Annotated in this window: 15 protein-coding genes and 8 pseudogenes; 12 read left to right on the top strand and 11 right to left on the bottom strand. The window is 60.6% G+C overall.

Annotation, left to right across the window (positions count from 1 at the left end; translation table 11 throughout):
* Positions 1–12: 12 nt before the first annotated feature.
* Together PD885_RS14075 and bioA are read right to left on the bottom strand one after the other, a co-directional pair.
* Positions 13–747, bottom strand: a complete 735-nt coding sequence (locus PD885_RS14075; RefSeq protein ID WP_002811308.1) for a 16S rRNA (uracil(1498)-N(3))-methyltransferase — start codon at positions 745–747, stop codon at positions 13–15.
* Positions 738–2,156: an adenosylmethionine--8-amino-7-oxononanoate transaminase gene (gene bioA / locus PD885_RS14070; protein ID WP_002811303.1), complete on the bottom strand. Its 1,419-nt coding sequence runs from the start codon at positions 2,154–2,156 to the stop codon at positions 738–740. Before bioA ends, PD885_RS14075 begins: the two co-directional genes overlap by 10 nt.
* A gap of 41 nt (positions 2,157–2,197) precedes the next feature.
* On the opposite strand from bioA, the gene nudE reads away from it, so the two are divergent.
* From nudE to PD885_RS14030, 7 genes and pseudogenes are all read left to right on the top strand, one after another.
* Entirely contained in the window at positions 2,198–2,746 is a 549-nt protein-coding gene (nudE, locus tag PD885_RS14065; RefSeq protein WP_002811301.1) for an ADP compounds hydrolase NudE, read from the top strand.
* Entirely contained in the window at positions 2,743–3,543 is an 801-nt protein-coding gene (gene cysQ, locus PD885_RS14060; RefSeq protein WP_002811298.1) for a 3'(2'),5'-bisphosphate nucleotidase CysQ, read from the top strand. Before nudE ends, cysQ begins: the two co-directional genes overlap by 4 nt.
* Positions 3,544–3,728: 185 nt before the next feature.
* Positions 3,729–4,688, top strand: a complete 960-nt coding sequence (gene mazG / locus PD885_RS14055) for a nucleoside triphosphate pyrophosphohydrolase (protein WP_002811296.1) — start codon at positions 3,729–3,731, stop codon at positions 4,686–4,688.
* Positions 4,685–5,007: pseudogene (locus PD885_RS14050) on the top strand (YnfA family protein); the annotation flags it as partial. The gene mazG and the pseudogene PD885_RS14050, both read left to right, overlap by 4 nt.
* A gap of 123 nt (positions 5,008–5,130) precedes the next feature.
* Positions 5,131–6,240, top strand: a complete 1,110-nt coding sequence (gene gcvT / locus PD885_RS14045; protein ID WP_002811293.1) for a glycine cleavage system aminomethyltransferase GcvT — start codon at positions 5,131–5,133, stop codon at positions 6,238–6,240.
* Positions 6,241–6,385: 145 nt separating this feature from the next.
* Positions 6,386–6,781 (top strand): glycine cleavage system protein GcvH, encoded by a 396-nt coding sequence (gene gcvH, locus PD885_RS14040; protein WP_002811291.1) that lies wholly within the window; start codon positions 6,386–6,388, stop codon positions 6,779–6,781.
* 1,011 nt (positions 6,782–7,792) lie between these two features.
* Complete coding sequence (locus PD885_RS14030) at positions 7,793–8,278, top strand: hypothetical protein (protein WP_002811290.1); 486 nt, start codon at positions 7,793–7,795, stop codon at positions 8,276–8,278.
* Between the two features lie 816 nt (positions 8,279–9,094).
* Here the strand turns inward: PD885_RS14030 and PD885_RS14025 are convergent.
* Positions 9,095–10,474: a serine hydrolase domain-containing protein gene (locus PD885_RS14025; RefSeq protein WP_002811288.1), complete on the bottom strand. Its 1,380-nt coding sequence runs from the start codon at positions 10,472–10,474 to the stop codon at positions 9,095–9,097.
* A 325-nt stretch (positions 10,475–10,799) separates the two neighbouring features.
* Between PD885_RS14025 and PD885_RS14020 the strand changes: the two are divergent.
* Positions 10,800–11,182: pseudogene (locus tag PD885_RS14020) on the top strand (MFS transporter); the annotation flags it as partial.
* Positions 11,183–11,279: 97 nt separating this feature from the next.
* A complete protein-coding gene (locus PD885_RS14015) occupies positions 11,280–11,639 on the top strand; it encodes a DUF1304 domain-containing protein (RefSeq protein WP_002811283.1) in 360 nt (119 codons plus the stop codon).
* Between the two features lie 179 nt (positions 11,640–11,818).
* Here the strand turns inward: PD885_RS14015 and PD885_RS14010 are convergent, their stop codons facing one another.
* Both PD885_RS14010 and PD885_RS14005 read right to left on the bottom strand, forming a co-directional pair.
* On the bottom strand, positions 11,819–14,293 hold the full coding sequence (locus PD885_RS14010; RefSeq protein ID WP_002811281.1) for an acyl-CoA dehydrogenase: 2,475 nt from the start codon (positions 14,291–14,293) through the stop codon (positions 11,819–11,821).
* Positions 14,290–15,018 (bottom strand): hypothetical protein, encoded by a 729-nt coding sequence (locus PD885_RS14005; protein WP_040762864.1) that lies wholly within the window; start codon positions 15,016–15,018, stop codon positions 14,290–14,292. The genes PD885_RS14010 and PD885_RS14005 overlap by 4 nt, the downstream gene beginning before the upstream one ends.
* 135 nt (positions 15,019–15,153) lie before the next feature.
* Here PD885_RS14005 and PD885_RS14000 point away from each other — a divergent pair, with 135 nt between their 5' ends.
* Complete coding sequence (locus tag PD885_RS14000; RefSeq protein ID WP_002811277.1) at positions 15,154–15,762, top strand: TetR/AcrR family transcriptional regulator; 609 nt, start codon at positions 15,154–15,156, stop codon at positions 15,760–15,762.
* Between the two features lie 153 nt (positions 15,763–15,915).
* On the opposite strand, the pseudogene PD885_RS13995 reads toward PD885_RS14000, so the two are convergent.
* The 3 pseudogenes from PD885_RS13995 to PD885_RS13985 all read right to left on the bottom strand — a co-directional run.
* Positions 15,916–16,173 (bottom strand): annotated as a pseudogene (locus tag PD885_RS13995) (hypothetical protein); the annotation flags it as partial.
* 70 nt (positions 16,174–16,243) lie between these two features.
* Positions 16,244–17,563, bottom strand: a pseudogene (locus tag PD885_RS13990) (IS5 family transposase).
* A 118-nt stretch (positions 17,564–17,681) separates the two neighbouring features.
* Positions 17,682–17,951, bottom strand: a pseudogene (locus PD885_RS13985) (hypothetical protein); the annotation flags it as partial.
* A 155-nt stretch (positions 17,952–18,106) separates the two neighbouring features.
* Between PD885_RS13985 and PD885_RS13980 the strand changes: the two are divergent.
* Positions 18,107–19,474: an IS5 family transposase gene (locus tag PD885_RS13980; RefSeq protein ID WP_088056943.1), complete on the top strand. Its 1,368-nt coding sequence runs from the start codon at positions 18,107–18,109 to the stop codon at positions 19,472–19,474.
* A 321-nt stretch (positions 19,475–19,795) separates the two neighbouring features.
* Here PD885_RS13980 and xopC read toward each other — a convergent pair.
* Positions 19,796–22,298 (bottom strand): annotated as a pseudogene (xopC, locus tag PD885_RS13975) (type III secretion system effector protein XopC).
* A 439-nt stretch (positions 22,299–22,737) separates the two neighbouring features.
* Between xopC and PD885_RS13965 the strand changes: the two are divergent.
* A pseudogene (locus PD885_RS13965) lies at positions 22,738–23,201 on the top strand (IS5 family transposase); the annotation flags it as partial.
* 30 nt (positions 23,202–23,231) lie between these two features.
* Here the strand turns inward: PD885_RS13965 and PD885_RS13960 are convergent.
* Positions 23,232–24,357, bottom strand: a pseudogene (locus PD885_RS13960) (IS3 family transposase).
* A 312-nt stretch (positions 24,358–24,669) separates the two neighbouring features.
* Entirely contained in the window at positions 24,670–25,506 is an 837-nt protein-coding gene (locus PD885_RS13955) for an XOO1806 family protein (protein ID WP_040762862.1), read from the bottom strand.
* Positions 25,507–25,543: the final 37 nt, after the last annotated feature.

Genomic DNA, 25,543 nt, shown 5'->3' with positions numbered 1-25,543 from the left:
TTCAGCGTTGCCTTAAAGATCCCCAAACCGCGACTGCAGCGCTGCAACCGCTGCCAGCCCTGCGGTTTCTGTGCGCAAAATGCGTGGGCCCAATCGCAAACCGCTGAAACCAGCCTCGCCGAGAATCATGCGATCGCGTGGCGACCAGCCGCCTTCCGGCCCGATCGCCACGATCACACTCCGTTGGATGCCTGCCGGCAGCGTGCTCAGGCGATGCTCGCCCTGCGGGTCCAACGTCAACCTTAGTTCGCGCGGATCGCTTGCCTGCGCGGCTTCCAGCAGGCCGAGTGGCGCAGCCAGATGCGGAACGCGTGCGCGCCCGGATTGTTCGCACGCCGACACCACCACGCTGCGCCAATGCGCAACGCGTTTTTCCATGCGGGCCGGATCGAGCTTGACCTCGGTGCGCTCGGCGTTGACCGGCACGATCACCGCAACGCCCAACTCGGTGGCCTTTTGCAAAATCAGATCCATCTTCTCGCCGCGTGCGATGCCCTGGAGCAAGGTGATCCGCAGTGGCGATTCGTTCGCCAGCGGCTCGGCGCGCTCCACCATCGCGCGTGCCGCACGCTTGCCTGCCACGGTGATGCGTGCGTGGTAATCGCTGCCATCGCCGTTGAACAGGATGCACGCATCGCCCTGGCGCAGTCGCAACACGCGCAACAGATGATTGGCTGATTCCTCGGGCAGCGTGACTTCCTGATCGCAGTGCAGCGGCAGCGCAACATGGGAGCGGGTCAGGCGCATGCAACGGCCTGCTCGATGGCATGGCGGGTGGTCGCGGCCAGCAGCGCAAGTTGCGTCTGGTCCACGCAGTACGGCGGCATCCAATACAACACGTCGCCGAGCGGGCGCAGCACCACGCCGCGTTCCAACGCAGCGCGATACGCCTTCAGGCCAACCCGTGCCACCGCTGGAAACGGCGTGAGTTTGTCGCCACCTTGGGTGAGTTCGAACGCAACGATCATGCCGGCCTGGCGCATGTCCGCCACCGCGCTGTGTTCGCCTATCTGCTCAGCGAGCGTGGCCATGTGCGCTGCGGTGTGCTGGTTGCGCGCAACCACGTCGTCGTCTGCGAAGATTTGCAAGGTCGCCAATGCGGCCGCACACGCCAGCGGATTTCCGGTGTAGCTATGCGAATGCAGAAACGCGCGCTCGCGCGAATCGTCGAGGAAAGCCTCGTACACCTGCTGCGTTGCCAGTACCGCCGACAACGGCAGGAAGCCGCCGGTGAGTCCTTTGGACAAGCACAACAGGTCGGGCATGATGCCGGCCTGTTCGCAGGCGAACAACGTGCCGGTACGACCGAAGCCGGTCGCAATCTCGTCGGCGATCAAAAACGCGCCATGCGCATCGCATAATTCGCGCGCGCGGCGCAAATAGGCCGGGTGGTACATGCGCATGCCGCCCGCACATTGCACGCGCGGCTCCAGAATCAGCGCGCAGATTTCGCCGGGCGATTGTTCGAACATTGCCTGCAGCGCGTCGGCCGCTTGCAGCGCGTAGTCTTCCGCGGTCTGTCCGGGTTCGGCCAGATAGGCGTCGGGCGAGGGCGCGAACATCGATTCCAGCAACAGCGGCGCATACACGCGCCGGTACAACGGAATGTCGCCGACCGACAGCGCACCGATGGTCTCGCCGTGGTAGCCGTTTTCCAGCGCGACGAAGCGCGTGCGGCGGTGCTCGCCGCGATTGTGAAAGTAATGGAAGGCCATCTTCAATGCCACTTCCACGCCGGCCGAACCGTTGTCGGCATAGAACACTTTGGACAACGGCGCGCGGCCGGCCTGGCGCGGCGCGATCGCCAACAGCCGCTCGGCCAGCTGCACTGCCGGCGCGTGCGTGAAGCCGGCCAGCATCACCTGCTCCAGTTCGCCGGCCTGCCGCGCGATAGCCGCACCGATGCGCGGTTCGGTATGGCCAAACAGGTTGGTCCACCAACTGCCGACCGCATCTAAATAGCGGCGGCCATCGTGACCGACCAGCCACGCACCGTCGCCACGTGCGATCGGCACCAGTGGAAGTGTGTGCGGGTGCTCACGCATCTGCGTGCAGGGGTGCCAGAGCACCGCAAGATCGCGTTGCCGCCAATGTTCGGCAGCTTGAGAGGCTGCGTGGTCTGCTAGGATTTCGGGTTCATGAACATGTCGATGCATACGCCTATTCTATCGGCCGGCTCCGCCGCTGCGTGCTACGCATGAGTCCGCGCCTGCCGACCATCCATAAGATCACCGATCTGGGTGACGGCCCGTTCCGTCGACAGCAACTGGATCTGGAATTTTCCAACGGGCAGCGCCGTCTGTACGAACGCCAACTCAGCCAGGGCCACGGCGCCGTGGTGGTGGCGCCAATGCTCGACGCGCAGACGGTGCTGCTGGTGCGCGAGTACGCTGCCGGCGTGCATCGCTACGAGCTGGGTCTGGTCAAAGGCCGCATCGATGCCGGCGAGACGCCGGAGCAGGCGGCCGACCGCGAGCTCAAGGAAGAAGCCGGCTACGGCGCACGTCAGGTGCAGGTACTGCGCGCGATGACGCTCGCTCCTACATACATGAGTCACCAATCCTGGTTGGTACTGGCACGCGATCTCTATCCCGAGCGCCTGGTGGGCGATGAGCCGGAAGAGATGGAAGTGGTGCCCTGGCCGATCGCACGTCTGGACGAATTGATGCTACGCGAAGATTTTTCCGAAGGCCGCTCGCTGGCCGCCTTGTTCATTGCACGCGAGTGGCTGGAGCGCAACCCATGATCCGCATCCCGATGGAATTGCGCGAAGCCGTGATCGCCATCGCGCGCGATGCGGGGGCGGCGATCATGGAGGTGTACGCGCAGGACTTCGCAGTAGAGATCAAGGCCGACACCAGCCCGCTGACCCAGGCCGACCTGGCCGCCAATCGCGTCATCGTCGACGGGCTGCGCCGGGTCACCCCGGACGTGCCGGTGTTGTCGGAAGAATCCACACACCTGGCCTGGGAAAAGCGACAGTACTGGACCACTTATTGGTTGGTCGATCCGCTCGACGGCACGCGCGAATTCGTCAAGCGCAACGGCGAGTTCAGCGTCAACATCGCACTCATCCATATGGGCGCGCCGGTGCTAGGTGTGGTGCAGGCGCCGGTCGATGGGCGTGTCTGGTATGCCGCACGTGGCGAGAACGCCTTCCGTCGCGATGGCGACCGCGACCAGATGTTGCACACGTGCATTCCTGCGGCTACACCGTTGCGGGTTGCGGCGACCCGTTCGCACCGCGATGCGCGCACCGCCGCCGCGCTCGCGCGTATGGGCGAGATCGATGTGGTCGCGCAAGGGTCGTCGTTGAAGTTCTGCCGCATCGCCGAAGGCGACCTAGATGTTTACCCGCGCTTCGGTCCCACCTCCGAGTGGGACACCGCTGCCGGCCAATGCGTGTTGCATGCTGCCGGTGGCGTGTTGTTGGCCAGCGGTACCGGCAAGCCGTTTCGCTACAACCGCCGCGACAGCTTGCTCAATGGCGAGTTCGTTGCGCTGGGCGATCCCAATCTGCCGTGGCGCGATTGGCTTGCGTGAGCGCCGCTACTAGATGACTGTGCGTGCGGCGCAGCAGTGAGTGCGCAAAGTCCTCATGAAGTGAAATTGTAGACTGCTGCTACCGCTCGCCTCCGCTGCATGATGCCGCTGCGATGGTTCTGAGTCGCTGCCGCGCTATCGCGTAGGCAGCGCCCCTCAACTGCATAACGCCCCAGGAACACACGATGCCTCAGACCCCGCCGACCGGTGACATCCAGCACCTGCTGCAGCTGATGGCGCGCCTGCGCGATCGTGAGCACGGCTGTCCTTGGAATGTGGAGCAGACCTTCGCCAGCATCGCGCCGTACACGATCGAAGAAGCCTACGAAGTTGCCGACGCGATCGACCGCAACGACCTGCCTGGTTTGCGCGACGAATTGGGCGACCTGCTGCTGCAAGTGGTCTTCCATGCACAGATGGCAGCCGAGCAAGGCGCCTTCGGGTTTGCCGAGGTGGTCGCCACACTCAGCGACAAGCTGGTGCGGCGCCACCCGCACATATTCGCCGAACGACAGGCCGACGACGCACAGGCCGTGCGCGCCAACTGGGAGCAGATCAAGCGTGACGAACGCCGCGCCGCCGGCAACCAGGACGACTCCGCACTCGCCGGCATCGCGCGCGGTCTGCCGGAATGGCAGCGCTCCACCAAGCTGCAATCGCGCGCGGCGCGGGTTGGCTTCGACTGGCCAGGCCCTGTGCCGGTGCTGGAAAAACTGCAGGAAGAAGTCGAAGAGCTGCGGGTGGAATTCGCACGCGGCCCGGTGGCCGACAATCAGGCCCGGCTGGAGGACGAGCTCGGCGATGTGTTGTTCGTCTGCGCCAACCTGGCGCGGCACGCCAAGGTCGATGTCGGCGCCGCGCTTCGACACGCCAACCTGAAATTCGAACGGCGCTTCCGTGCGATGGAAGTGCAGGCGCACGCTGCGGGCACCACGTTGGCAGCGTTGTCGTTGAGTGAGCAGGAAGCGCTATGGCAACACGTCAAGCGTGGCGAGCGAGGTGGCGACGCATCGGCTCTCGACAAGCCAGCCCGCCACGCGCCTAGTGCCGACAAACCTGCCGCGGGCGAGCAAGCTCCCGACAACCCGGAGGTGCATCAGGCAGACTTCGACAAACCACGCTCCAACACGCCACGCCACGCATGAACTCCGCGCCCACTACCCTGCTGCTGTTCGCGGCCACTGCGATTACCGAACTGGTCCGCTGCTACGTTCCTTCTCTATGGCTGCGCAAAAGTGGCAGCATGTCTGCCGACCGCGCAGAGCCTTGCCATCTGTATGGCTGTTGAGCCTGCATCCGAATCCTAATGGGCGCGTCTACGCCGCCTATGGTGGCGCCTATATCGCCAGCGCCTTGCTGTGGCTGTGGTGGGTGGAGCGGGTGACGCCGACGCGTTGGGATCTGTTGGGCGGTGCCTGTTGCCTGCTCGGCATGGCGGTCATCATGTTCTGGCCGCGTAGCGCCTGGGCAACGCGGTATGTCGCTGCCCAGGTGCGGGTTGCGCATTGCCTGCCAGCGTGCGCATGTCGTTCCCCCAAGCGCGGCCGGGCAGCGATAATGGCCGTCTTATCCTTTGGACCGGCGCGCATGACCCAGAAGACCATCCTCAACGACACCCATCGTGCGCTTGGCGCCAAGATGGTCGACTTCGGCGGTTGGGACATGCCGATCCATTACGGCTCGCAACTGGACGAACACCATCAGGTGCGTCGCGACGCCGGCATGTTCGATGTCAGCCACATGACTGTGGTCGATTTGCGCGGCGCACGCGTGCGCGAGTTCCTGCGCTATCTGCTCGCCAACTCGGTAGACAAGCTCAAGGTTTCCGGCAAGGCGCTGTACACCTGCATGCTCAATCCGCAGGGCGGGGTGATCGACGACCTTATCGTCTACTTCATGAGCGAAGAGTTCTTCCGCCTGGTGGTCAATGCCGCCACTCGCGAAAAAGATCTGCAGTGGATCGGCGAGCAGGCCGCGCGCTTCCAGGTGCGCGTGGAAGAGCGCAGTGACTTGGCAATGATCGCGGTGCAAGGCCCCAACGCCCGCGCCAAGGTCATCAAGTTATTGGATCCGGACGGCACTGCTGCGCTGAGCAAGCTCGGCCGTTTTGCCGCATTGCAGACGCGTTCAAGCGATGGCGTTGACCTGTTCCTCGCACGCACCGGCTACACCGGCGAAGACGGTTTCGAGATCGTGTTGCCGCAAGACGCCGCCGTCGCATTCTGGAACGCGCTGCTCGCGCAAGGTGTCGAACCGGCCGGTCTGGGAGCACGCGACACCTTGCGTCTGGAAGCAGGCATGCATCTTTACGGGCAGGACATGGATGACACGGTCAGCCCGTATGAAGCAGCACTGGCCTGGACGATCACCTTGGACGAAGGCCGCGACTTCATCGGCCGCGCCGTGCTCGAAGCGCAAAAGGCACAGGGCGCGCCGCGTCAACTGATCGGTGTGATGATGGATGACAAGGGCGTGCTGCGGCACGGTCAAACCGTGCTTACCGCCGTTGGCGAGGGCGAGATCCTGTCCGGCACGTTCTCGCCGACGCTGGGCAAGGCGATCGCGTTTGCGCGCGTGCCAGCCGGCAGCCTCGACGCGTTGCGCGTGGACATTCGCGGCAAGCACGTGCCGTTGCGCGCGGTGAAGTTTCCGTTCGTGCGCGATGGCCAAGCGCAGCCCGGCGTACTCGGCGAATGAGTGAGGCGATGCCGGCCGCATAGATAGCGTCCGGCATCGTGCAATCCGCGGCAACGACCAACCTGACCGACGCGCGTGCACCTGTCTTGTCGCGCGGTCTAAACTAGCCACCTTTCCTCAACCCCTAGCTTCCCGGAGCACACCCATGCGCGAGATTCCTGGCGACCTCAAGTTCCTCAAATCCCACGAGTGGGCCCGCGTTGAAAGCAACGGCCGCGTGACCGTCGGTATTTCCGACCACGCGCAGAGCTTGCTGGGCGACCTGGTCTACGTCGAACTGCCGGGCGTCGGCGACACCGCGCAGGTCGGCAACGGCGCGGCGGTGGTGGAATCGGTCAAGGCCGCCTCCGACGTCTACAGCCCGGTCAGCGGTACCGTCGTCGAGGTCAACAGCGCGCTGAGCGACACTCCGGAAATCATCAACGAAGATGCATATGGCGAGGGCTGGATCTTCGTGGTCGAACTCGACGACAAGGAACAGCTCAACGATCTGCTGTCGCCCGACGACTACGCCGAGTTGCTCGAAGACGACGAACACTGACCTGGCGTCGTCTGCCGCAGATAACGATGGCCGCTTTCAGAGCGGCCATTTTTTTGGGTGCGATGTCGCTGGCAGGACGCGGCGTCGGTTCGGCGATGGCGATCAAGCGGTCGAGTCCAGAAGTGATGCGTGCATGCTGTCGGCCAGTCGACATCGATGCGATCGGCGGTGAAGCAGCGGGCGGTGTGCATTGGTAACAACGATCGAAAGATCTTTCGATGAGGCCTGCACGCAGAGGCGCCGGATTTCTGACGTGAGTCACTCGTGAGGATCTTACGTACGCGCAGTGAAACGGTCGTGCTGCATTGCCTGCATCCATCATCCAACACGAGGCGCGATGCATGCTTTGAGTTGTGTACGCGGCCGCGCGCGTGGCGATCAAACGTCGCAACAAGTTTGCGCATTTTTGCTCGTGTGACGCCGGAAGCGCTGTTGTCGGATAAAAATTTTTCAGCTAGCGGACAGGCAGCGAGCAATGCGCCGACACGCGACTTACCTACGTGTCGACGTAGTGCTCAAATGCGTAGGTCGTTGCATCGCTTGAAAAAAAACAGCGGAAAAGAAGTGCTTTTTCGAAATCGCTGTTGCATGGGCGCTTGCATCGGTCGCACGTGCGTGACCGTGCGCGGTGTCTTCTGCTTGCTTCAATGCGGTGCATTGGGATGGCTGGCTGAAAAAAAAATGCAAAAGAGTGTTGACAGTAAAAAAAAGCGTGATTAGGTTTCGCCCAGCAGACATTGCTGCGGAAGAGAGTGAGCAGAATCGACATCAGGCCGACACGCTTGTTCCAGATGTCCACCGAAGTGCCATCCACGGTGGAGTCGGGTTCGCTTCTCTCCAAGAAAGTAGTTGTCGTTCCGATCACGCACCCGTGTCGCCGTTCGATGCGGGTGTTTTTGTATCCGTCCCGTCGCGCATCACCTGCGGACGGTTACCGACGACGGCATGCCGTCACGGGTTGCTTCAACTGGGCGTTTCACCTCCATAGTTCACTGACGAGGAGCCAATTACATGGCCACTGCGAAAGCTGCGAAAAAGAAACCCACTGCCAAAAAGGCAGTGAAGAAGACTGCCGCCAAGAAGGCAGTCAAGAAGGTCGCCAAAAAGGCGACCGCCAAGAAGGTAGTGAAGAAGACTGCTGCCAAGAAGGCCGTCAAGAAGACTGCGAAGAAGGCAAGCGCCAAGAAGGCAGTGAAGAAAACTGCAAAGAAGGCGACCAAGAAGACCGCTAAGAAAGCAGTAAAGAAGACTGCCAAGAAGGCGACCAAGAAGACGGCCGGCAAGAAGGCAGTGAAGAAGGCTGCAAAGAAGGCGGCCAAGAAGACCGCTAAGAAAGCAGTAAAGAAGACTGCGAAGAAGGCGACCAAGAAGTCCGCCACCAAGAAGGCTGCTGTCAAGAAGCCTGCTGTAAAGAAGGTCGCCAAGAAGAAGCCGGCCGCTCGCAAGAAGAAGGCCGCTCCGGTCGCGCTGCCCGCAACTCCGGCACCGCTGATCTGATCTGTAATACCCGATCGCCGTAAACATCGAGCTCTCCCCCCGACGCCCAGCGGGGAGGGAGCTTTTTTATTGGCGGCAGCCGTCTGGCGGTTTTCGAGGCAGCTGTAGAGCTGCGTTATCTGGGTCGCAACGATGGGGCTTGTACCCAGAGGTGTTGTCGCGCACGTTCTGGATCTGGATCTGGATCGGCGTGGTCGCGGCCATACCAAACATTGCGAGCCATGTCAGCCATGCTAGGACGGTCCGATTTTTTCAAGCGCGGCATTGATGCCGCTGGACCAAGACAACGCGCGAGCTGTGTGGATCAGTCGTCGCGGACGGATTGCCAGCACAAAAAGACAGCACGCGCGCGGGCCGTCTAGCAGCATTCCACCGTGCTGCGTACATGCCAAGCTGACGGTCACATTCCGCTTCAGCGTGCCGAGCGACTGACATGGCGCTTGGCATCGAGCGAGAAACACGCGGCTCAACAGACAGGCCAAATCGTTCGCTCAATCCATCGACGACGGCTGGACGGTGGCAAATCTGGGCCGATGCTTGCCACGACCTCGGCAACGCGCTCGACTGCCATGCATCCCCGCCAGCAACTCTAGCAACGCAACGCTGATGTTGGCCACTGGCCACTCACTCTTTCTAGCCACCACGGTGCGCCGACATCTGCGATGCGACCTGACGTGGACGGCCATCCAAGCATGCTGCAGCTCACAGCGTTGCCGGCGGCAAACCATCCGCGCGGACCGTACGAACCCAAAAAAGGCGGCCGAAGCCGCCCTTGTCTTCATTCGCAGCGACGCGGCGCCAGTGCCGTTATGCAGCTCAGCGCGGCGATGCCACCGACTTGCCGGACGAGGCACCCTTGCCGGCAGGATCAGGACGCTCGGCTAGCATGTTCTCGCTGCCGAAGTCGCCGTCCACATCGATGTCCAGCCAGCGCTTGGTCGGCAGGCCAAGTGCGCGATCCAGAATTGTCGGCAGCATGCCGGAGGGCAGGCCGCTTTCGCCGTTCCATAAGATTGCGATACCCAGATCGCGCTCGGGCAGCAGCGCGACGAGGCCGCGATAGCCTTGCACCGCACCGGCATGGAAGACCACCTGATGGCCGGCGTAATCAAACACGCGCCAGCCCAGCGCGTAGCTGGCCGCATCTACACGCTCATGCCGCCAGCCCGAACGCATTTCTCCCGGCGTGGAGATCAGCGGAGCATGCAGCGTCGCCAGCAGTGGCGCGGGCAGCACGTCGGTGCGGTGGCCGGTGTGTGCAAGCAACCACTGCGCCATGTCGCTGGCGCTGGCGTTGACGCCTGCGGCGGGCGCAAGACGGTAGTAGGTCGGTTTGGGCGTCAGCGACACCCAGCCGTTGCGGCTGCGCACATGCGGGCGCGCCCAATGCGGGCTGGCCTGGATGCCGGCCAGACCCATGCTCGCATCGTTCATGCCCAGCGGCTTGAAGATGCGGCGTTCCACCGACTGCTCGTAGAAGCTACCGGAGGCTGCAAATACCACATCGCCGACCAGGCTGAAGGCAACGTTCTGATACGCATAGCAATCGCCCGGCGCGCAGCGCAGCGGTGCGGCCGAGAGTTTGTGGCTGAGGGAGTAATAGTCGACGTTGGATTCGATATCGCGGTCGTAGGCATTGCGGGTCAGCCCGACGCGATGGCTGAGCACCTCGGCGACGGTGAGTTGACGGGTGGCGGCGCTATCGCTGAGCTGGAAACCAGGCACGTAGTCGATCACCTTGCTGTCCCAACGCAGCACACCATCGTTGACCAGCAGCCCGGCCATGGTGCCGGCAAAAGCCTTGGACAGCGAGGCGAGGCGGAACACGGTGTGGCCATCGACCGGCTGCGGATGGTTGACATCGGTAACGCCATAACCGCGAGCGCTGAGCACCTTGCCGCCCTGCACGATCGCCATCGCCATGCCGGGCACGCGGTTACCGTAGGTCAACTGTTCTGCCATCGATTCGAAGGCCGCCACACCGAAGCCTGCGGCCGGCGCCAACACTTTGCTGGCCGGCAGCGATGTGCGATAGGGCAACGGCGCGGTATGCGGCTGTGTCGCGGTGGCCGGCTGCAGCGTAGAGGCAGCCGGCGCAGGTATCTGCGCGGTGGAAGAGAGGGCAAGAGGCAGCAATGCCCCAAGCAGCCCGATGGCCAACGGTCGGAACCGTCGGCGCCTGCGCATTTCTGTCATGGTTGTCCCGCCCGTTCCGCTGTCTCCGGTGATTCTAGCGCCGCGCTTCGCAATAGCACAAACTGCCGGAAGATGAATGGGCATCGTATTGATCCTATTGACGATTTTTGGGTCAAAAATCGAGTGTTTCGAGCGTGACGCCCCGCCTGCCTGCGCGGAGGTGGCAGCAAGCGGCGTGCTGCATCGCCGCACGATCGGCCCCGCAGTGTCCTACGGCGGGCGCTGGTGGTGCTCAGCATTGGATAACTTGCGCACTTGTTTCGCGGGCGCTGCCGCTGGCCTGTCCTTGCTGCCAGGCTCGGCTTATGCGGGCGACCGTTACACGATGGCAAGCCCGTCTCTGCCGCGCTCTGCGGCCGGCCTTCTGGGCGTGGCAGTGCGCACTTGCCGCCGCTGGTATGGGTGTTCCTGTACTTTTTCTGCCTGCTCAGCGGTGACTACGTGCTGCGCCCCGTGCGCGAGGCGATGGGTGCCTCGGACAATATGGAGGTGCTCTTTCCTTCCGTAATGATCGCGTTCTTCGCTGCGCACGGCATGCCGCCCAAGGACTTCACGCTGCAGGTGCTCTTTACCGGCATCTTCCTGACCATGTTGCTGCTGTAGCCGGTGTACGGTGCGCTGGTTAGCCGTTATCCGCTGCGGTGTTTTTGCCGGTGGTGTATGGCGTCTTCATTGCGACCTTGTTGTTGTTCTTACGTGCTGTTCGACATCACTCGCGACCGTGCGGCACGTGACTGGCCGCGTTGAGCAGCACGACCGCAATCGCGGCTATGCTAGTCGCCACAGTCGCCACATCATGTCTGCCATGTCTCCGTTCGCCATCGTTGCCGGTCTGTGCGTCGCACTGTTACACGTCTACATCCTGGTGCTGGAAATGGTGCTGTGGACGCGCCCACTGGGCTTGAAGACCTTCCGCAACACGCCCGAAAAGGCGCAGGCCAGCCGTGTACTGGCAGCCAACCAGGGCCTCTACAACGGCTTCCTGGCTGCGGGCCTGTTCTGGGGCGCGCTGGCCTCACGTACCGACGTGCTGAGCTTCTTCCTGGTCTGCGTGGTAGCGGCAGGTTGCTACGGCGCTTACAGCGTCAATCGCCGCATCTTCTTCGTGCAGGCGCTGCCGGCGTTGATCGCCTTGGCATTGGTGTGGCTGCCGCTGTCCATGTGATCGTAGTGCGCAGCTGGTTATCGCTGGACGAACGCTGCCGTGTTTGCTTGCGCGCATTCGCTGCCTCCTGCATCGCCATCGCCCATCACGAGTGCAGCACTTTGCAGCTGCACCAACGCAAACGGCGAGCAGAAGCTCGCCGTTTGCGTTGGTCTACCTGACTAACTCAGACCGCTGACTCAAGCCGCTTCGCGCGGCTGCTGTACCTGCGGCTTGTCGTAATAGCTGGCCGCACGTAACTCGTGCGGATCGAAGTCGTCGACGGTGATGGTGTCCATCATTATCTCGCGCAACTCTTCCAGCAACTTGCGTTCTTCCGTGTTGATCACGCCTTCGGCTACGGCCTCGTCCAGCTGGGCCGGGAACTCCAACGCCTCGATACCCTTGCTCTTGAGCGCTTTCAGGAACTTGCGCTCCACTGGCTCGGCCATCACGGCCTTGGTCAGGTAGCTGGCGATACGGCCACCCGGATTGTTGGCGCATGGAGTCAGAAACGCGCCCTGACCAAGACGATCGCGCGCCTCGTTGGGTGTCATCAGGATCGAGGCCACGCGATGTCCCAGACGGTCACCCGGCGCTTCGGCACGACGGCCCAGCGGAAAGATCAATATCCACATCAACCAACCTACCGGACGGATCGGAAAATTACGTAGGGCGGCAGACAGCGCGGTTTCGATCTTGTGCACGCTGTCGTGGAAGGCCCACGCCAGCAACGGCTGATCGGTTGCCGGTGCACCTTCGTCGTGGTATCGCTTGAGCATCGCGCTGGTCAGGTAAATGTGGCTCAGCACATCGCCCAGACGGCCCGACAACGACTCCTTGAACTTAAGCTTGCCGCCAAGCATCAGCATCGACACGTCGGCCATCAGCGCCAGGTTGGCCGAATAACGATCCAGCTTGCGGAAGAACCGCCGCGTGTACGCATCGCCCGGCGCGGCACCGATGCGTGCCCCGGTGATGCCGAACCAGAACGAACGCACCGCGTTGGAGATACCGAAGCGGATATGTCCGAACACGCTCTGGTCGAACTCTTCCAGGCCACGACGCGTATCCGGATCCTGCGCCGCCTTCATTTCCTTCATGACCCATGGATGGCACAGGATCGCGCCTTGGCCGAAGATCAGCAAACTGCGGGTCATGATGTTGGCGCCTTCCACGGTCACGCCGATCGGCGCGGCCTGCCAGGCACGGCCGGCGAAATTGCGCGGCCCCAAGATAATACCCTTGCCGCCGATCACGTCCATCATGTCGCTGACCACTTCGCGGCCCATGGTGGTGCAGTGGTACTTGGCGATCGCCGATGGCACCGATGGCACGTCGCCACGGTCCACTGCCGCCGCCGTCGCCTGCGACAGCGCACTGATTGCATAAGCCTTGCCACCGATACGTGCGAGCGCTTCTTCCACACCTTCGAAACGACCGACCGACAGACCGAACTGCTTGCGTATGCGTGCATACGCACCGGTCACCACTGCAGCGGACTTGCTACTGCCGCTGGCCGTGGAGGGCAGGGTGATCGAACGACCCACTGCCAGACACTCGTTGAGCATATTCCAGCCCTTGCCGACCATTTCCACGCCGCCGATCAACTGGCTCAGCGGGATGAATACTTCCTCGCCATGGATCGGGCCGTTCTGGAACGGCGAATTCAGCGGGAAATGGCGCCGCCCGATCTCCACCCCCGGGGTGTCGCGCGGCAGCAGCGCCAGGGTGATGCCGATGTCCTTGGTGTCGCCGATCAGACCCTCCGGATCGTAGGCGCGAAACGCCAGACCGATCAGCGAGGCCACCGGGGCCAGGGTGATATAGCGCTTGTCGAAGGTGAGCTTGACGCCGAGTACGTTGGCGCCATTCCACTGGCCCTTGCACACGATGCCGTAGTCGGGAATCGAGGTCGCATCCGAACCGGCAAACGGGCCGGTCAGGCCGAAACACGGCACTTCCGCACCAATGGCCAGACGCGGCAGATAATAGTCCTTCTGTTCCGGGGTGCCGTAATGCAGCAGCAACTCACCCGGCCCGAGCGAATTCGGCACACCCACGGTGGAGCTCACCACACTGGAAATCGAGGACAGCTTCTGGATGACCTTGTGATGGGCCAGTGCGCTGAAACCAAGGCCGCCATACTGCTTGGGAACGATCATGCCGAAGAATCTGTTCTTCTTGATGAAGTCCCATAGCTCCGGCGGCAGATCGGCGTAGACGTGAGTGATTTCCCAGTCGTTGGCCATCTTGCACAGCTCTTCGACCGGGCCATCCAGGAATGCCTGTTCTTCGGCGGTCAGTTGCGGCTTGGGATAGTTGAGCAACTTGTGCCAATCTGGATCACCGGTGAACAGCTCGCCTTCAAAACCCACCGAACCGGTTTCCAGCGCGATGCGTTCGGTCTGCGACAGCGGCGGCAACACCTTGCGGAAAAAGCTCATCAGTGGCGTGGTCAGCAGCGGCTTGCGCAGGAACGGCAGCAGCACTGGCGCCGATACCAGCACCATTAGCACGGTAGCGACGATGGTGGCAGTGAGATTGGCACCCAGCATCCAGCATGCCACCAGCACACAGGCGCTCAGGGCAACCCAGGTGGCAAGGCGCATGCGGTGGTAGGCAGCGATGCCCGCCGCCAGGATGACGAGAAGGAACGGTGCAACGATGCTCATGGTCTTGCTCCAGTGACAGGCTCGGTAATAGTGGACGCTGCGATGGTGCCAACGGAGGGATGTGCGTCCAGATAATGCAACACGGTGTCAGTAAACGGGTCGTTGTCGTCGCCGGCCAGCATGGGCGTGGCATCGTGCGAATGCACATGCGGCGCGATCGACAAAAATTCGGTGATGTTGGTTGGCGTCACCGGATCGCTGCGCCCACAGCTCATTAGCAGCATCGGGCAGTGCACCTGCGATGCAGCGTCCAGTAACGCGTGCTGCTGAATCTGCGCATCCTGTCCCGTTAGCTCATCGACTAGGCGCAGGTCCCAATGCCACTGCCAACGTGTATCGGCGCGCTGTCGCAACAAGGCCTGCAGGTGGGTTGCCATCTTGCGGGGACGATGCGGCATGTAAGCGGCAGGCGCATCTGCAGGCGCATCGAGGGACGCGAAGCCGTCCGGAAGCGCGGTCGTGAAGCGCAGAATGCGTTCCACATCCGTGGTATCCCCGCGCGGTGTGATGTCGACCAATATCGCGCGGAACAAGCCCGGGCAGCGCACTTGTGCAAGCGCAGTCGACGCGGCCTCCCACACGTGTCGCCTCTGCCTAGATCCATGCACCAGCAGCACCGTCGGCGCATGTTCCGCACCCTGCACCGGCACGGCAAGCACCGCTTCGCCAGCGCTAGCGCTGGACACGCACGCAGTGTGGGCAAGGCTGGATGGGGATGTGACCATACCTAATGGTATGGATGCGCCCGACGGCTGTCAATACTCAGTGGTATGGCCGGTTAAGTTATTGAATCGCGGTGCTTGTGTGTCGATTCTGTGATGCATACTGCAACTGACCCGAGCGTATGGTTAAATCGCTCCATGAACGACATCACCGACTCCAGCCTTACCATGCCCGGCGCCAGTTCTGGTCGTGGCAATCGCCTCCGCGCGGACGATTGGGCACAGGCCGCACTGGACCTGATCGCCGAACAAGGTGTCGGCGCGGTTGCAGTGGAGCCACTCGCGCGCCGGCTCGGTGTCACCAAAGGCAGCTTTTATTGGCACTTCCCCTCGCGCGACGCATTGCTGCAGGCAGCCCTGGAACGCTGGGAAATCTTCGAACAGGAGGAAGTCTTTGGCAGCCTGGAAGACGTCCCCGACCCGAGCGCCCGTCTGCGTGCGCTGTTTCAACTGGTCGCGCACGAAGTCAAACCGCATGTCATCTACAGCGAACTGCTCAAGGCCCTCGACCACCCCGCCGTGCGCCCGGTCATCGACCGCGTCTCGCAACGCCGCCTCGATTACCTGATCGCCTCATTTCGCCAGGCCGGCCTCACCCGCACCGACGCCCAACACCGTGCCCGCCTGGCCTACGCCGCCTACGTCGGCTTCCTGCAACTCTCGCTGCAACTGCAGCAACCCAAGCAGGCCCGCGAAGAGTTCGAGTCCTATGTCGAGCATGTGATTCAGACGTTGATTCCGGGGTAAAACTCAAAGCTCAACGAGTTCGATCTGTAGACATCGGGCAAAAAAACCGCGGCTCTTTTGAGCCGTGGTTTTTTGTTTACGCCTTAAACAAGCTGACCATTAGAACTTCTGGGTGTAGCGCATGTAATAGAAACGACCCGGAATTTCATACTGTTAGTCGAAGCTGTTGGCGAATGCCGTTGCCGCCTGCGGCGGATCGCGATCGAAGGCGTTATTGACACCCACGGTGACTCGCGCATTCCACGGTGCTTTCCAATATGCGCTGATATCTGTGTAACTAACGCTAGGAATATGGTTGCGCGGAGCGGCGCCTGCACTAGTCCGGCGAGCCGGATCAGAACACAGTAGTACGATATTGGCCGGGTTGGTGAGGTTCGCACCGGTGCAATTCTCTACTTGCGAGCTGTAATAAGTCGTCCCTGAAAAATCCCCTTCAAGTGCCAAGTGCCGTCGGTGACAGCGGCACGGCACTCAAGGATGACTATCTCATCGCCCGCATCCAGGCACGCAAAAACGCGATCCAGCGCAGCAGCCAGCGCAGGTTGTAGCCGGCGGCGCAGCCGAGCACGTGCAGCGCATCGCCTTGGGCACCTTTCAGCCTGCAGCGACGCAACCGGCAGTCGTCTTTCAGATGTCCGATCACCGGCTCCACCGCCTGCCGTCGCTTGATCCAGCGCCATTGCCGTCGCGTCAGCGTCTTGGCCTTGCCGCGATGCAGGACCTGCACGCCATCGACTTCGCGCCCGCGATCGCTCAGGTCCACGATCGCCACCGTCGGTTCTACGCTCACATCCTGCAGCAACCCGCGTGTCTGCTCCAACTGCTCGGCCAAGGTATCGCCGTCGTACGGGTTGCCCGGGAAGCTGTGCGCACCCACGACCAATCCCTTGCAGGCGGTGACCGCAATGCCGACCTTGACGCCGAATTCGTACGCTTGACGCGCCTTGCCCTTGCCGATGCATTCCACTTCCGGGGCATGCAATGCGTAGAGTTTTTGTTTGTCCTTCGGACGCTGCGTGTACAGCCGTTGCGCACGTTCCAGCCAGACAGCGATGCGCTCGCGCACGCCGGTGTTTACCTGATCGAGTTTGCGTTGGATGTCGCGCATGAGCCGTCCCAGCACTGTGCGTTGACGTCGCAGGATGCGCCACATCCGCTTGAACTGGCGCGCATGCGCATACCGACCTGCCTTGCGGCTCAGGGCCGGGCCTTGCCGCGCGTAGCTCTGCCGCAATCCGATGCCGTGCCGCTTGGCCAGTAACACCAGCTTCTTGCGTGCCACCTCCAGCAAACGGTTGTCGGTCGGATAGGCGATCGCCTTTTCCTGCACCGTGGTGTCCACGATCACCCGCGACAACTCGCGTGCGTCCACCGCCTGCATCGCATGCGCGGCGTTGATGGTGTGCGCCAACAGCTCTTCCATCCCGGCCTCACCCAGGCGCTACCGCCAGCGCGTCAGCGAGCTGGCATCGCACGGCAAACGCGTCTGGAACACGACCTCGCCAGTGAAGAACTGCCAGTACGGATTCTCCAGCCAACGCTCGCACACCGCTTCATCGGACAGGTCGTAGGCGTGTTTGAGGTAGAGCAAACCGGCAATCAGCCGCACCGGCAATGCCGGCCGACCGCCACCGGCCTGGGTGGCCGGCAAGCGCGATGAAAGTGCTTGCTCCAACGCCGCCCACGGCATCCGTTGGCTCAGCCGCGCCAGCGGATGACGCAGATCGATCTGGTTCTCCAGCCGCGAACGAAACAACTCGTCGGCAGGCATGTGCTCGGCAGCAGGACGGCGTGTACGCATGAGTGAAAATTGCCAGAAACCAGCCTTCAGCGTAGCGAACACTGGTAGTTCTGGCACGCCGGTGCAGACATCAAGGCCTTGCGGTCGTTGGGTGGTTGGGGTTTTTCAGGGGCGACTAATAACGCATGGCGACCGAGCTGCCGACGTCACCCAATTCCCAGTTGCCCATCAAATTCGACCGCAAGCGCCAGTTGTTGTCACGTGCTGAGCCACCACGGTATAAGCCCACGCGCTCGTCGGGCTCCTGCGGCGGCTTCTCAACGATGAATTTGGTCAGATACGTGGAATCCCAGACAACGCTGAAGCTACCCCACGCGGTTTCTTGCAGGCGATAGCCGAACGTAAAGTCGAAACCTTCAGCTTCGATACTTGCGATATTGCGCGGCAACGTACATACAACCAAGCAAGTGGACGCTGGCACTAAATAGTCGCCCCTGAAAAACCCCAACCACCCAACGACCGCAAGGCCTTGATGTCTGCACCGGCGTGCCAGAACTACCAGTGTTCGCTACGCTGAAGGCTGGTTTCTGGCAATTTTCACTCATGCGTACACGCCGTCCTGCTGCCGAGCACATGCCTGCCGACGAGTTGTTTCGTTCGCGGCTGGAGAACCAGATCGATCTGCGTCATCCGCTGGCGCGGCTGAGCCAACGGATGCCGTGGGCGGCGTTGGAGCAAGCACTTTCATCGCGCTTGCCGGCCACCCAGGCCGGTGGCGGTCGGCCGGCATTGCCGGTGCGGCTGATTGCCGGTTTGCTCTACCTCAAACACGCCTACGACCTGTCCGATGAAGCGGTGTGCGAGCGCTGGCTGGAGAATCCGTACTGGCAGTTCTTCACTGGCGAGGTCGTGTTCCAGACGCGTTTGCCGTGCGATGCCAGCTCGCTGACGCGCTGGCGGCAGCGCCTGGGTGAGGCCGGGATGGAAGAGCTGCTGGCGCACACCATCAACGCCGCGCATGCGATGCAGGCGGTGGACGCACGCGAGTTGTCGCGGGTGATCGTGGACACCACGGTGCAAGAGAAGGCGATCGCCTATCCGACCGACAGCCGTTTGCTGGAGGTGGCACGCAAGAAGCTGGTGTTACTGGCCAAGCGGCACGGCATCGGAGTGCGGCAGAGCTACGCGCGGCAAGGCCCGGCCCTGAGCCGCAAGGCAGGTCGGTATGCGCATGCGCGCCAGTTCAAGCGGATGCGGCGCGTGCTGCGACGTCAACGCACAGTGCTGGGACGGCTCGTGCGCGACATCCAACGCAAACTCGATCAGGTAAACACCGGCGTGCGCGAGCGCATCGCTGTCTGGCTGGAACGTGCGCAACGGCTGTACACGCAGCGTCCGAAGGACAAACAAAAACTCTACGCATTGCATGCCCCGGAAGTGGAATGCATCGGCAAGGGCAAGGCGCGTCAAGCGTACGAATTTGGCGTCAAGGTCGGCATTGCAGTCACCGCCTGCAAGGGATTGGTCGTGGGTGCGCGCAGCTTCCCGGGCAACCCGTACGACGGCGATACCTTGGCCGAGCAGCTGGAGCAGACACGCGGGTTGCTGCAGGATGTGAGCGTAGAACCGACGGTGGCGGTCGTGGGCCTGGGCGATCGCGGGCGCGAGGTCGATGGCGTGCAGGTCCTGCATCGCGGCAAGGCCAAGACGCTGACGCGACGGCAATGGCGCTGGATCAAGCGACGGCAGGCGGTGGAGCCGGTGATCGGACATCTGAAAGACGACTGCCGGTTGTGTCGCTGCAGGCTGAAAGGTGCCCAAGGCGATGCGCTGCACGTGCTCGGCTGCGCCGCCGGCTACAACCTGCGCTGGCTGCTGCGCTGGATCGCGTTTTTGCGTGCCTGGATGCGGGCGATGGGATGGTCATCCTTGAGTACCGTGCCGCTGTCACCGACGGCACTTGGCGCTTGAAGGGGATTTTTCAGGGACGACTAAATAAACTGGACGAAGCTATCAGTCAAACTGGACGGCGGCGTCATTTAGGCTGGACGGTTGTGAATTGGCAAAAGTCAGCGCAAGCAGGCAAAGAGGATGCAACTCGCAAAGCACTGCTGGTCAGCGGTAGCGCCTGCAGGGCGCGCAGCAATGGCCTTTATCGGTGGGATGCCGATGTGCCCCCATCCCCGGCATTGGAGATGGGGGCATGCGCTATTTGGCCATATGTCTTGCTAGAGAAACGTCTTCACCATTCAATGGCTAGCGACGTCACGATTGTTTCGAGCCTCTGCCCAACTAAAGTTCCGTGATTTTAGAGACAACACGGGTTGGCACTCCGTCGACATCAATTTCCCTGCCCACGTCGTCACGCTGCGCGTTGACGATCACCCCCTTGAGTACACGGCTCTTTGGCTCCGCAACACTCTTTAATTGCTTGATATCGGAGGGTTGATCGCCGTAAGAGGTTATCGGCACATTAGGTTGAACCGAAAGCCGCTCAAGGCTCTCTGCCAATCTCGTTGAATCGGGTTTTTTGTCGATCCGTCCAATGGTCGTGGAATCCGGATGGGCGTAAATTGCTGTCTCTGCAAGAGTAGCCCGTAGTGCTTCTTCGTCACTGCCATTCAATGAACTGATAAGTCGCTTCTGCAAATCTTCAGGCATTTGAGAAGGGGGCAAATGCGACTTTTCAAGGGTGACTTCTTCCGCGCCGGACACCACGTCAAAGTAGTGCATCATGCCAAGATGATTGATCTCGTTTTCCAAATCGCCATGACCGCGATTACTAATCAATATAACGCGAAAATTCGCATTGCGTAATTTCTCCAGAATTTCTTTTGCGCCAGGAAGCAGGGAAAGCTCGATGTCCGGGAACGGAACATCCCGGCTATAATTTTTTTTCGAAACTTTCGGCCTTACTAGCATTTTATATCCGCGGACAAAATTGGAGTATACGGCATTATTTATCGACGCTGCTTTATGCTCAGAAATTCCTGGGAGCATTTTCCGAACAAAATCTTCAATTATGTGGCGCTTATATACGCTTGGCCTGCCCATCAAATAAGATGAAAAGTCTTTTTGATTTTTCATCAGCAATGGCGCTTCATCGTCTACTGGTCCTGCATCGTTCAACTTGCTGTGCAGGACCGCTACGGCATCTCCGAGCTCAGGCAACGTGGACGCATGCTCCCTTGCTGCGATAGCCAATGCGTTATGCATAAGCTTATAATTCAATCCTTTCTCGTCACGCAGACAGTCGTCCCAATCCAATACGACAACCTGTGTTACCTCAGAAGCTTGGATTGAGGAACGGCTCGCCAAACTAACTTGGTCTAGCTCTTTCACGATTTCATCAGGTGAAGCAGGTCTCATTTTCAAAATAGGGATAAGCGAATCATGCTCACCTTCGAGAACTTTCGCATCATCTACGAAGTGACGCGCAGAATCCGTCCCTGCCATCTCTTGCATGGAACGTAGCTTTTGCATTTGCTCAAGCGTATCTGGCGCGTCCGGATCTATCCCTACATTGTGAAGATGGGCTCTTTCGAACAAGTTATTTTGAATTGACTCGAATCTTGAGATTGCCGAATCGCTCGCCGGATCTATTGCGTAGGCGATTAAAATCATCGCTTCGCTGTTGGTTAACTTCTCACGCGGCATTCCGATTGCGGCAAGGCGCTCAGTAACCTTTGCTTGAGGATCCCAAGCTGCTAAGGTTTCGTCTAAAAAAGCGCTAACCTCGGAGGACATGGTAAGTTGCGGTGAAAATGGATGAGCGCTCAGCGTTGCAAGAGCAAGCACGTCCACACCTGCCTCCTTAGCTGCTGCTTCCATTGCCAGCATAGATCCTCCTGCCTGAATGTGGTCATCGGTAATGACAACTTTATCGCCGCGTTTCAGGTCGGATGTAACGAAGTAAGGCTGCTGTACCAAACGGCCAATCGGACTCGCTTCTGTGCGCGAGGTTCTTGAGAGACCCACGAGGGACTTATGATCTGTAAATACAATGGGTTTTCTGCCCTTCTCCTTAGTTGAAGTAGCTTCTAAGGAGTTCAGGGAACTGGCCAGCTCTGTTTGTTCGCAAAACGTAAAAAAGTTTAATGTACTATCTTCGGCGTAGTGATCGCGCGTCGGCCTTAGCAAATGAACCACACCGCCTTCATCGCCCAAAGCCTCAACTACATGGCGATGCAGCCGTGCGACGTATTCTCCACGAGATTTATCGATTGTCGCTGTAGCCGCCAAAGCTCGAATAGCACGTGTTCCCTGACTCTGAGTACTTAACAACGGGCTGGTTTTTAGTCTGCCGAGTTTGCTATTTTCGCCCTCGATTGGCTCATCGGTGAATAAATCTCGACCACGCTTTCCCACATGTCACTGCATAATAGTCCTGCTTTCCCTGCGAGAGGCTTTTCACTGATTGCAAAGATGGCTTCTCAGTAGCAAATTCGCTAAAAAAGAAAGGCGCTTTCCCCGATTCATTCCGTGAATGGTAGTTTTGCGAATCTACACGCTCTGCAGACCCTAGGCTTTGGGTGGGGAGAAGAAACTGACCTTTTCCAACGTCGTTCGAGCGATGCTCGGCAATCATTGTATTGACCGCCTGAAGATCGCTGCTAGAAGTTGGCATTTTAGATGGCTTACGATCGAGAGAGCGGAGCCCCCTTAGTTCGGCGCTCAATGCCGCATCCTTTGGAATTTCGCTATGGCGCCCCACTGGAATTGAACTTTTTGGCTTTAAATCTCCTTCATGAAATTGGCTAAGATCATGAGACTTACTTACACCACTTTTTTTCATCAAGATTGACTCCTGTTGATTGCCCCATTCCCCCTGATTACTTGGCTGTATAATTCGAACAATTTTCGTAAATTTATTCAAAAGACATATAAAGACTCATGGCGTATCAAATTAAGTTGTTATTTTTTTCCGGCACCCTTGTGTGCTTTCGCTAATAAAGCAGATCCTCATATGAAGGACCTAGACGAACGTTGCAAAAAACTAATAAATATTTTCTCAGGACCTGCTCGAATTTAAATAACATAATTTTGCACGGGAATTATTGCCTTGGTATGGCGGTTGCGCTTAATGAGGAAATTAAATCATATCGACATCAAATATTTTAGCTTTGCGGTATCAGTAGACGGGCACTTAAAAGAAAAAACCTGTCTTAGAGCGAATATTCGATTCTGCAGGACAGTGACGCGTTTAACAAAAAGAGGGTTGGCAGGAGTATTAAGACCTGCCTTCGGAACTTGGCTATGGCAGCGGTATGACCTGCTGGCGTCGGCTGCGTGATTGGCAAGCCAACGGGGTGTGGCATCGTCTACATCAAGTGCTGCTGGCCGAGCTACGCCGCGCCGACACGCTGGATCTGAGCCGAGCAAGTCTGGACGCCGCCAGCGTGGCCTCCCCCCGGGGGGGGGGCCGTATACAGGGCCAAACCCAACCGATCGCGGCAAACTCGGCAGCAAACGGCATTTGATTGTTGATCGAAACGGCGTACCGCTGGCTGTCTGCGTGACCGGTGCCAATCGACACGACTCGGTCTCATTCGAAGAAGTGCTCGATGCATTGCCTGCGATCGGTGGAAAACCAGGGCGTGCGCGACGCTGGCCTGGCCAACTGCATGCCGACAAGGCCTACGACATCGACCGTTGCCGCAACGCCCTCAAGCAGCGCGACATCATTGCGCGAATTGCGACGTCCCCCCGCCCTGAGTAGCGGCCGGGTTTAGAGTCCGGGCCTGATGATATCGGTGTTTGCCAGATGTTGGGCATAAGCGGCCGGCGTCATGCCGCCGATTGCTTTCTTGGGTCGGTCCTCGTTGTATTCACGTCGCCAACGTTCGATCTCGGTGCGTGCATGCAGCAACGTCGGGAACCAGTGTTCGTTGAGGCATTCGTCGCGTAGTCGGCCGTTGAACGATTCGACGTAGGCGTTCTGGTTCGGTTTGCCCGGCTGGATGAGCCGTAGCTGCACACCACGGACGTGCGCCCAGGCGACCATCGCCCTGCCGCAAAACTCCTTGCCGTTGTGCCCCGAGGGCAGGCTTCGCGCTCGGTGCGGATCATCTGCGGCAGGCCACGGCTGTGTGCCAGTCGGTCCAGCACGCGCGCAACGCCGTGTCCCGAGATCGCGCGCTCCACGTCGATGGCGACCGCTTCGTGGGTTGCGTCGTCCACGATCACCAGACACTTGAGCACCCGGCCTTCGGCAGTGCGGTCGAACACGAAGTCCATCGACCACACCTGGTTGGCCTGCGATGGCCGCAGCAGCGGTTGACGCTCGCCCACCGGTACTTTTTTGCGCCTGCGGCGCCGGACCTGCAGCTGCTGCTCGCGATACAACCGCTCCACGCGCTTGTAGTTCACGATGCGCCCTTCCTGTCGCAGTTTGAGATAGATCATCCCCACGCCATAGCGGCGATGGCGATGCGCCAGCGCAAGAATGCGCTCGCGTAGCTCAACGTTGCGGTCTTCGCGCGGGCAGTAGCGCAGCGCACTGGCGCTCATGCCGATCGCCGCCAAGGCGCGACGCTCGCTGGCACCGCACCCGATCCACTCGCGCACCAGCGCACGACGCGCCGGTGCGCTCACCACTTTTTTCGCAGCGCATCCTTGATCAGGTCGTTCTCGAACAGCTGCTCGGCCAACAACTTCTTCAGCCGCGCGTTTTCGGACTCAAGGTCCTTGAGTCGCTTGGCATCGGGCACGCTCATCCCGCCGAACTTGCTGCGCCACAGGGAGTACGAGGCCTCACTGAAGCCATGGCGCCGGCACAGGTCTTTGATCGCCACGCCTGCTTCGGCCTCACGCAGGAAGCCAATGATCTGCTCTTCGGTAAAGCGCTTCTTCACGTCCAATCTCCTCGGGGTAGGGAATTGGACTCCAAACTGAGGCGCTACTCAAAATTGGGGGGACGTCGGCCGTTGCCGGTAACAAAGTAACTAGGAGTGCCATCCAGACGCGTTGCGCCGTTGGTGGTCGCACTTGTCGGGCCAAAGACGGCAAAGCGACCGGCCGGAGTAGTAGAGCTATTGCCCGTGCCCGGAATTACGCCAAACACAAAAAAGAAAGTTGTGAAGCCCCCTCCCGGGGCGACGGCTGAAACGGAAAACGCCACCGCCTGTTAACCGATGGTGGCGTAAAATTCTTTGTAAATCAATTAGCTACAGATCCTGCTCGTACCTGACGTACGGAACAGTTCCGTCGCTGTTGCTTTCGTTGTTTGGGGCAAACGGATTCTTGCCGCGAGAGATCACATTTTCCGCGCCGACTGTCAACTGGCCGCTCCAGGGGGTGCGCCACGTCAGGCCCAGGCCCAGGCCTTCCCACTTCTCCGGCTGGCCGGGGACGTCGACGACGCGGCCGATGACATTCGCGCTGAAAGCGCCGTAGCCGCCGCCGACGCTGAGGGTCTTGCTGTCCCACTGGTCGGCGATTGCCGGGGAGACATCGGCCAGCGGCACAAGTCGCGCGCGGGCGTAGGTGCCGCCGATCGAGACAAAGCCTTCGCGGCCGATGTTCTTCTGGCCGAACACGGTCAGGTCGTTCTGTTCGACACGGGTCAGCTGCGCCTTATCGGCGCCGATCAACCAGGCGGGCAGGGTGTCGCGGCCGGTGCCCGCGGTGACGCCAGCGCGTGCGCCGCCACGGTTGAAGCCCAACGTGGCGGACACGCGGCGCGAGGCGGCAGCGCTGTCTTCTTCGTCATCGCCGATGCCTGCGAGCAGGCAATGACTGGCGAGGCTGCTGATATTGGTACCGCGGCTGCTGTTGCAGAGCAGGCCCAGCGAGTCGCCGGAGGTCAGGCCGAACGCCGCATCCAGCGAATTGCGGCCGAAATGCCAACGTGCGCCGCCCTTTTGCTCACCGGTTGGCTCAAGGTACAGGAAAGCTTCCACCTTGCCGCTGCCCTTGTTCCACACCGGCAGGATGGTGCTCTCACGCAGCTGCTGGGATACCGATTGCGCATGGACACCCATGGCTGCCGCAAGGGTAACCATCAAAGCAAGCGGGAGGCGCAGTAGGTGTCGCATACCA

It is taken from the genome of Xanthomonas fragariae, from assembly GCF_900183975.1.
GTDB lineage: Bacteria > Pseudomonadota > Gammaproteobacteria > Xanthomonadales > Xanthomonadaceae > Xanthomonas > Xanthomonas fragariae.
This window is presented reverse-complemented; position numbering and strand designations above follow the sequence as displayed.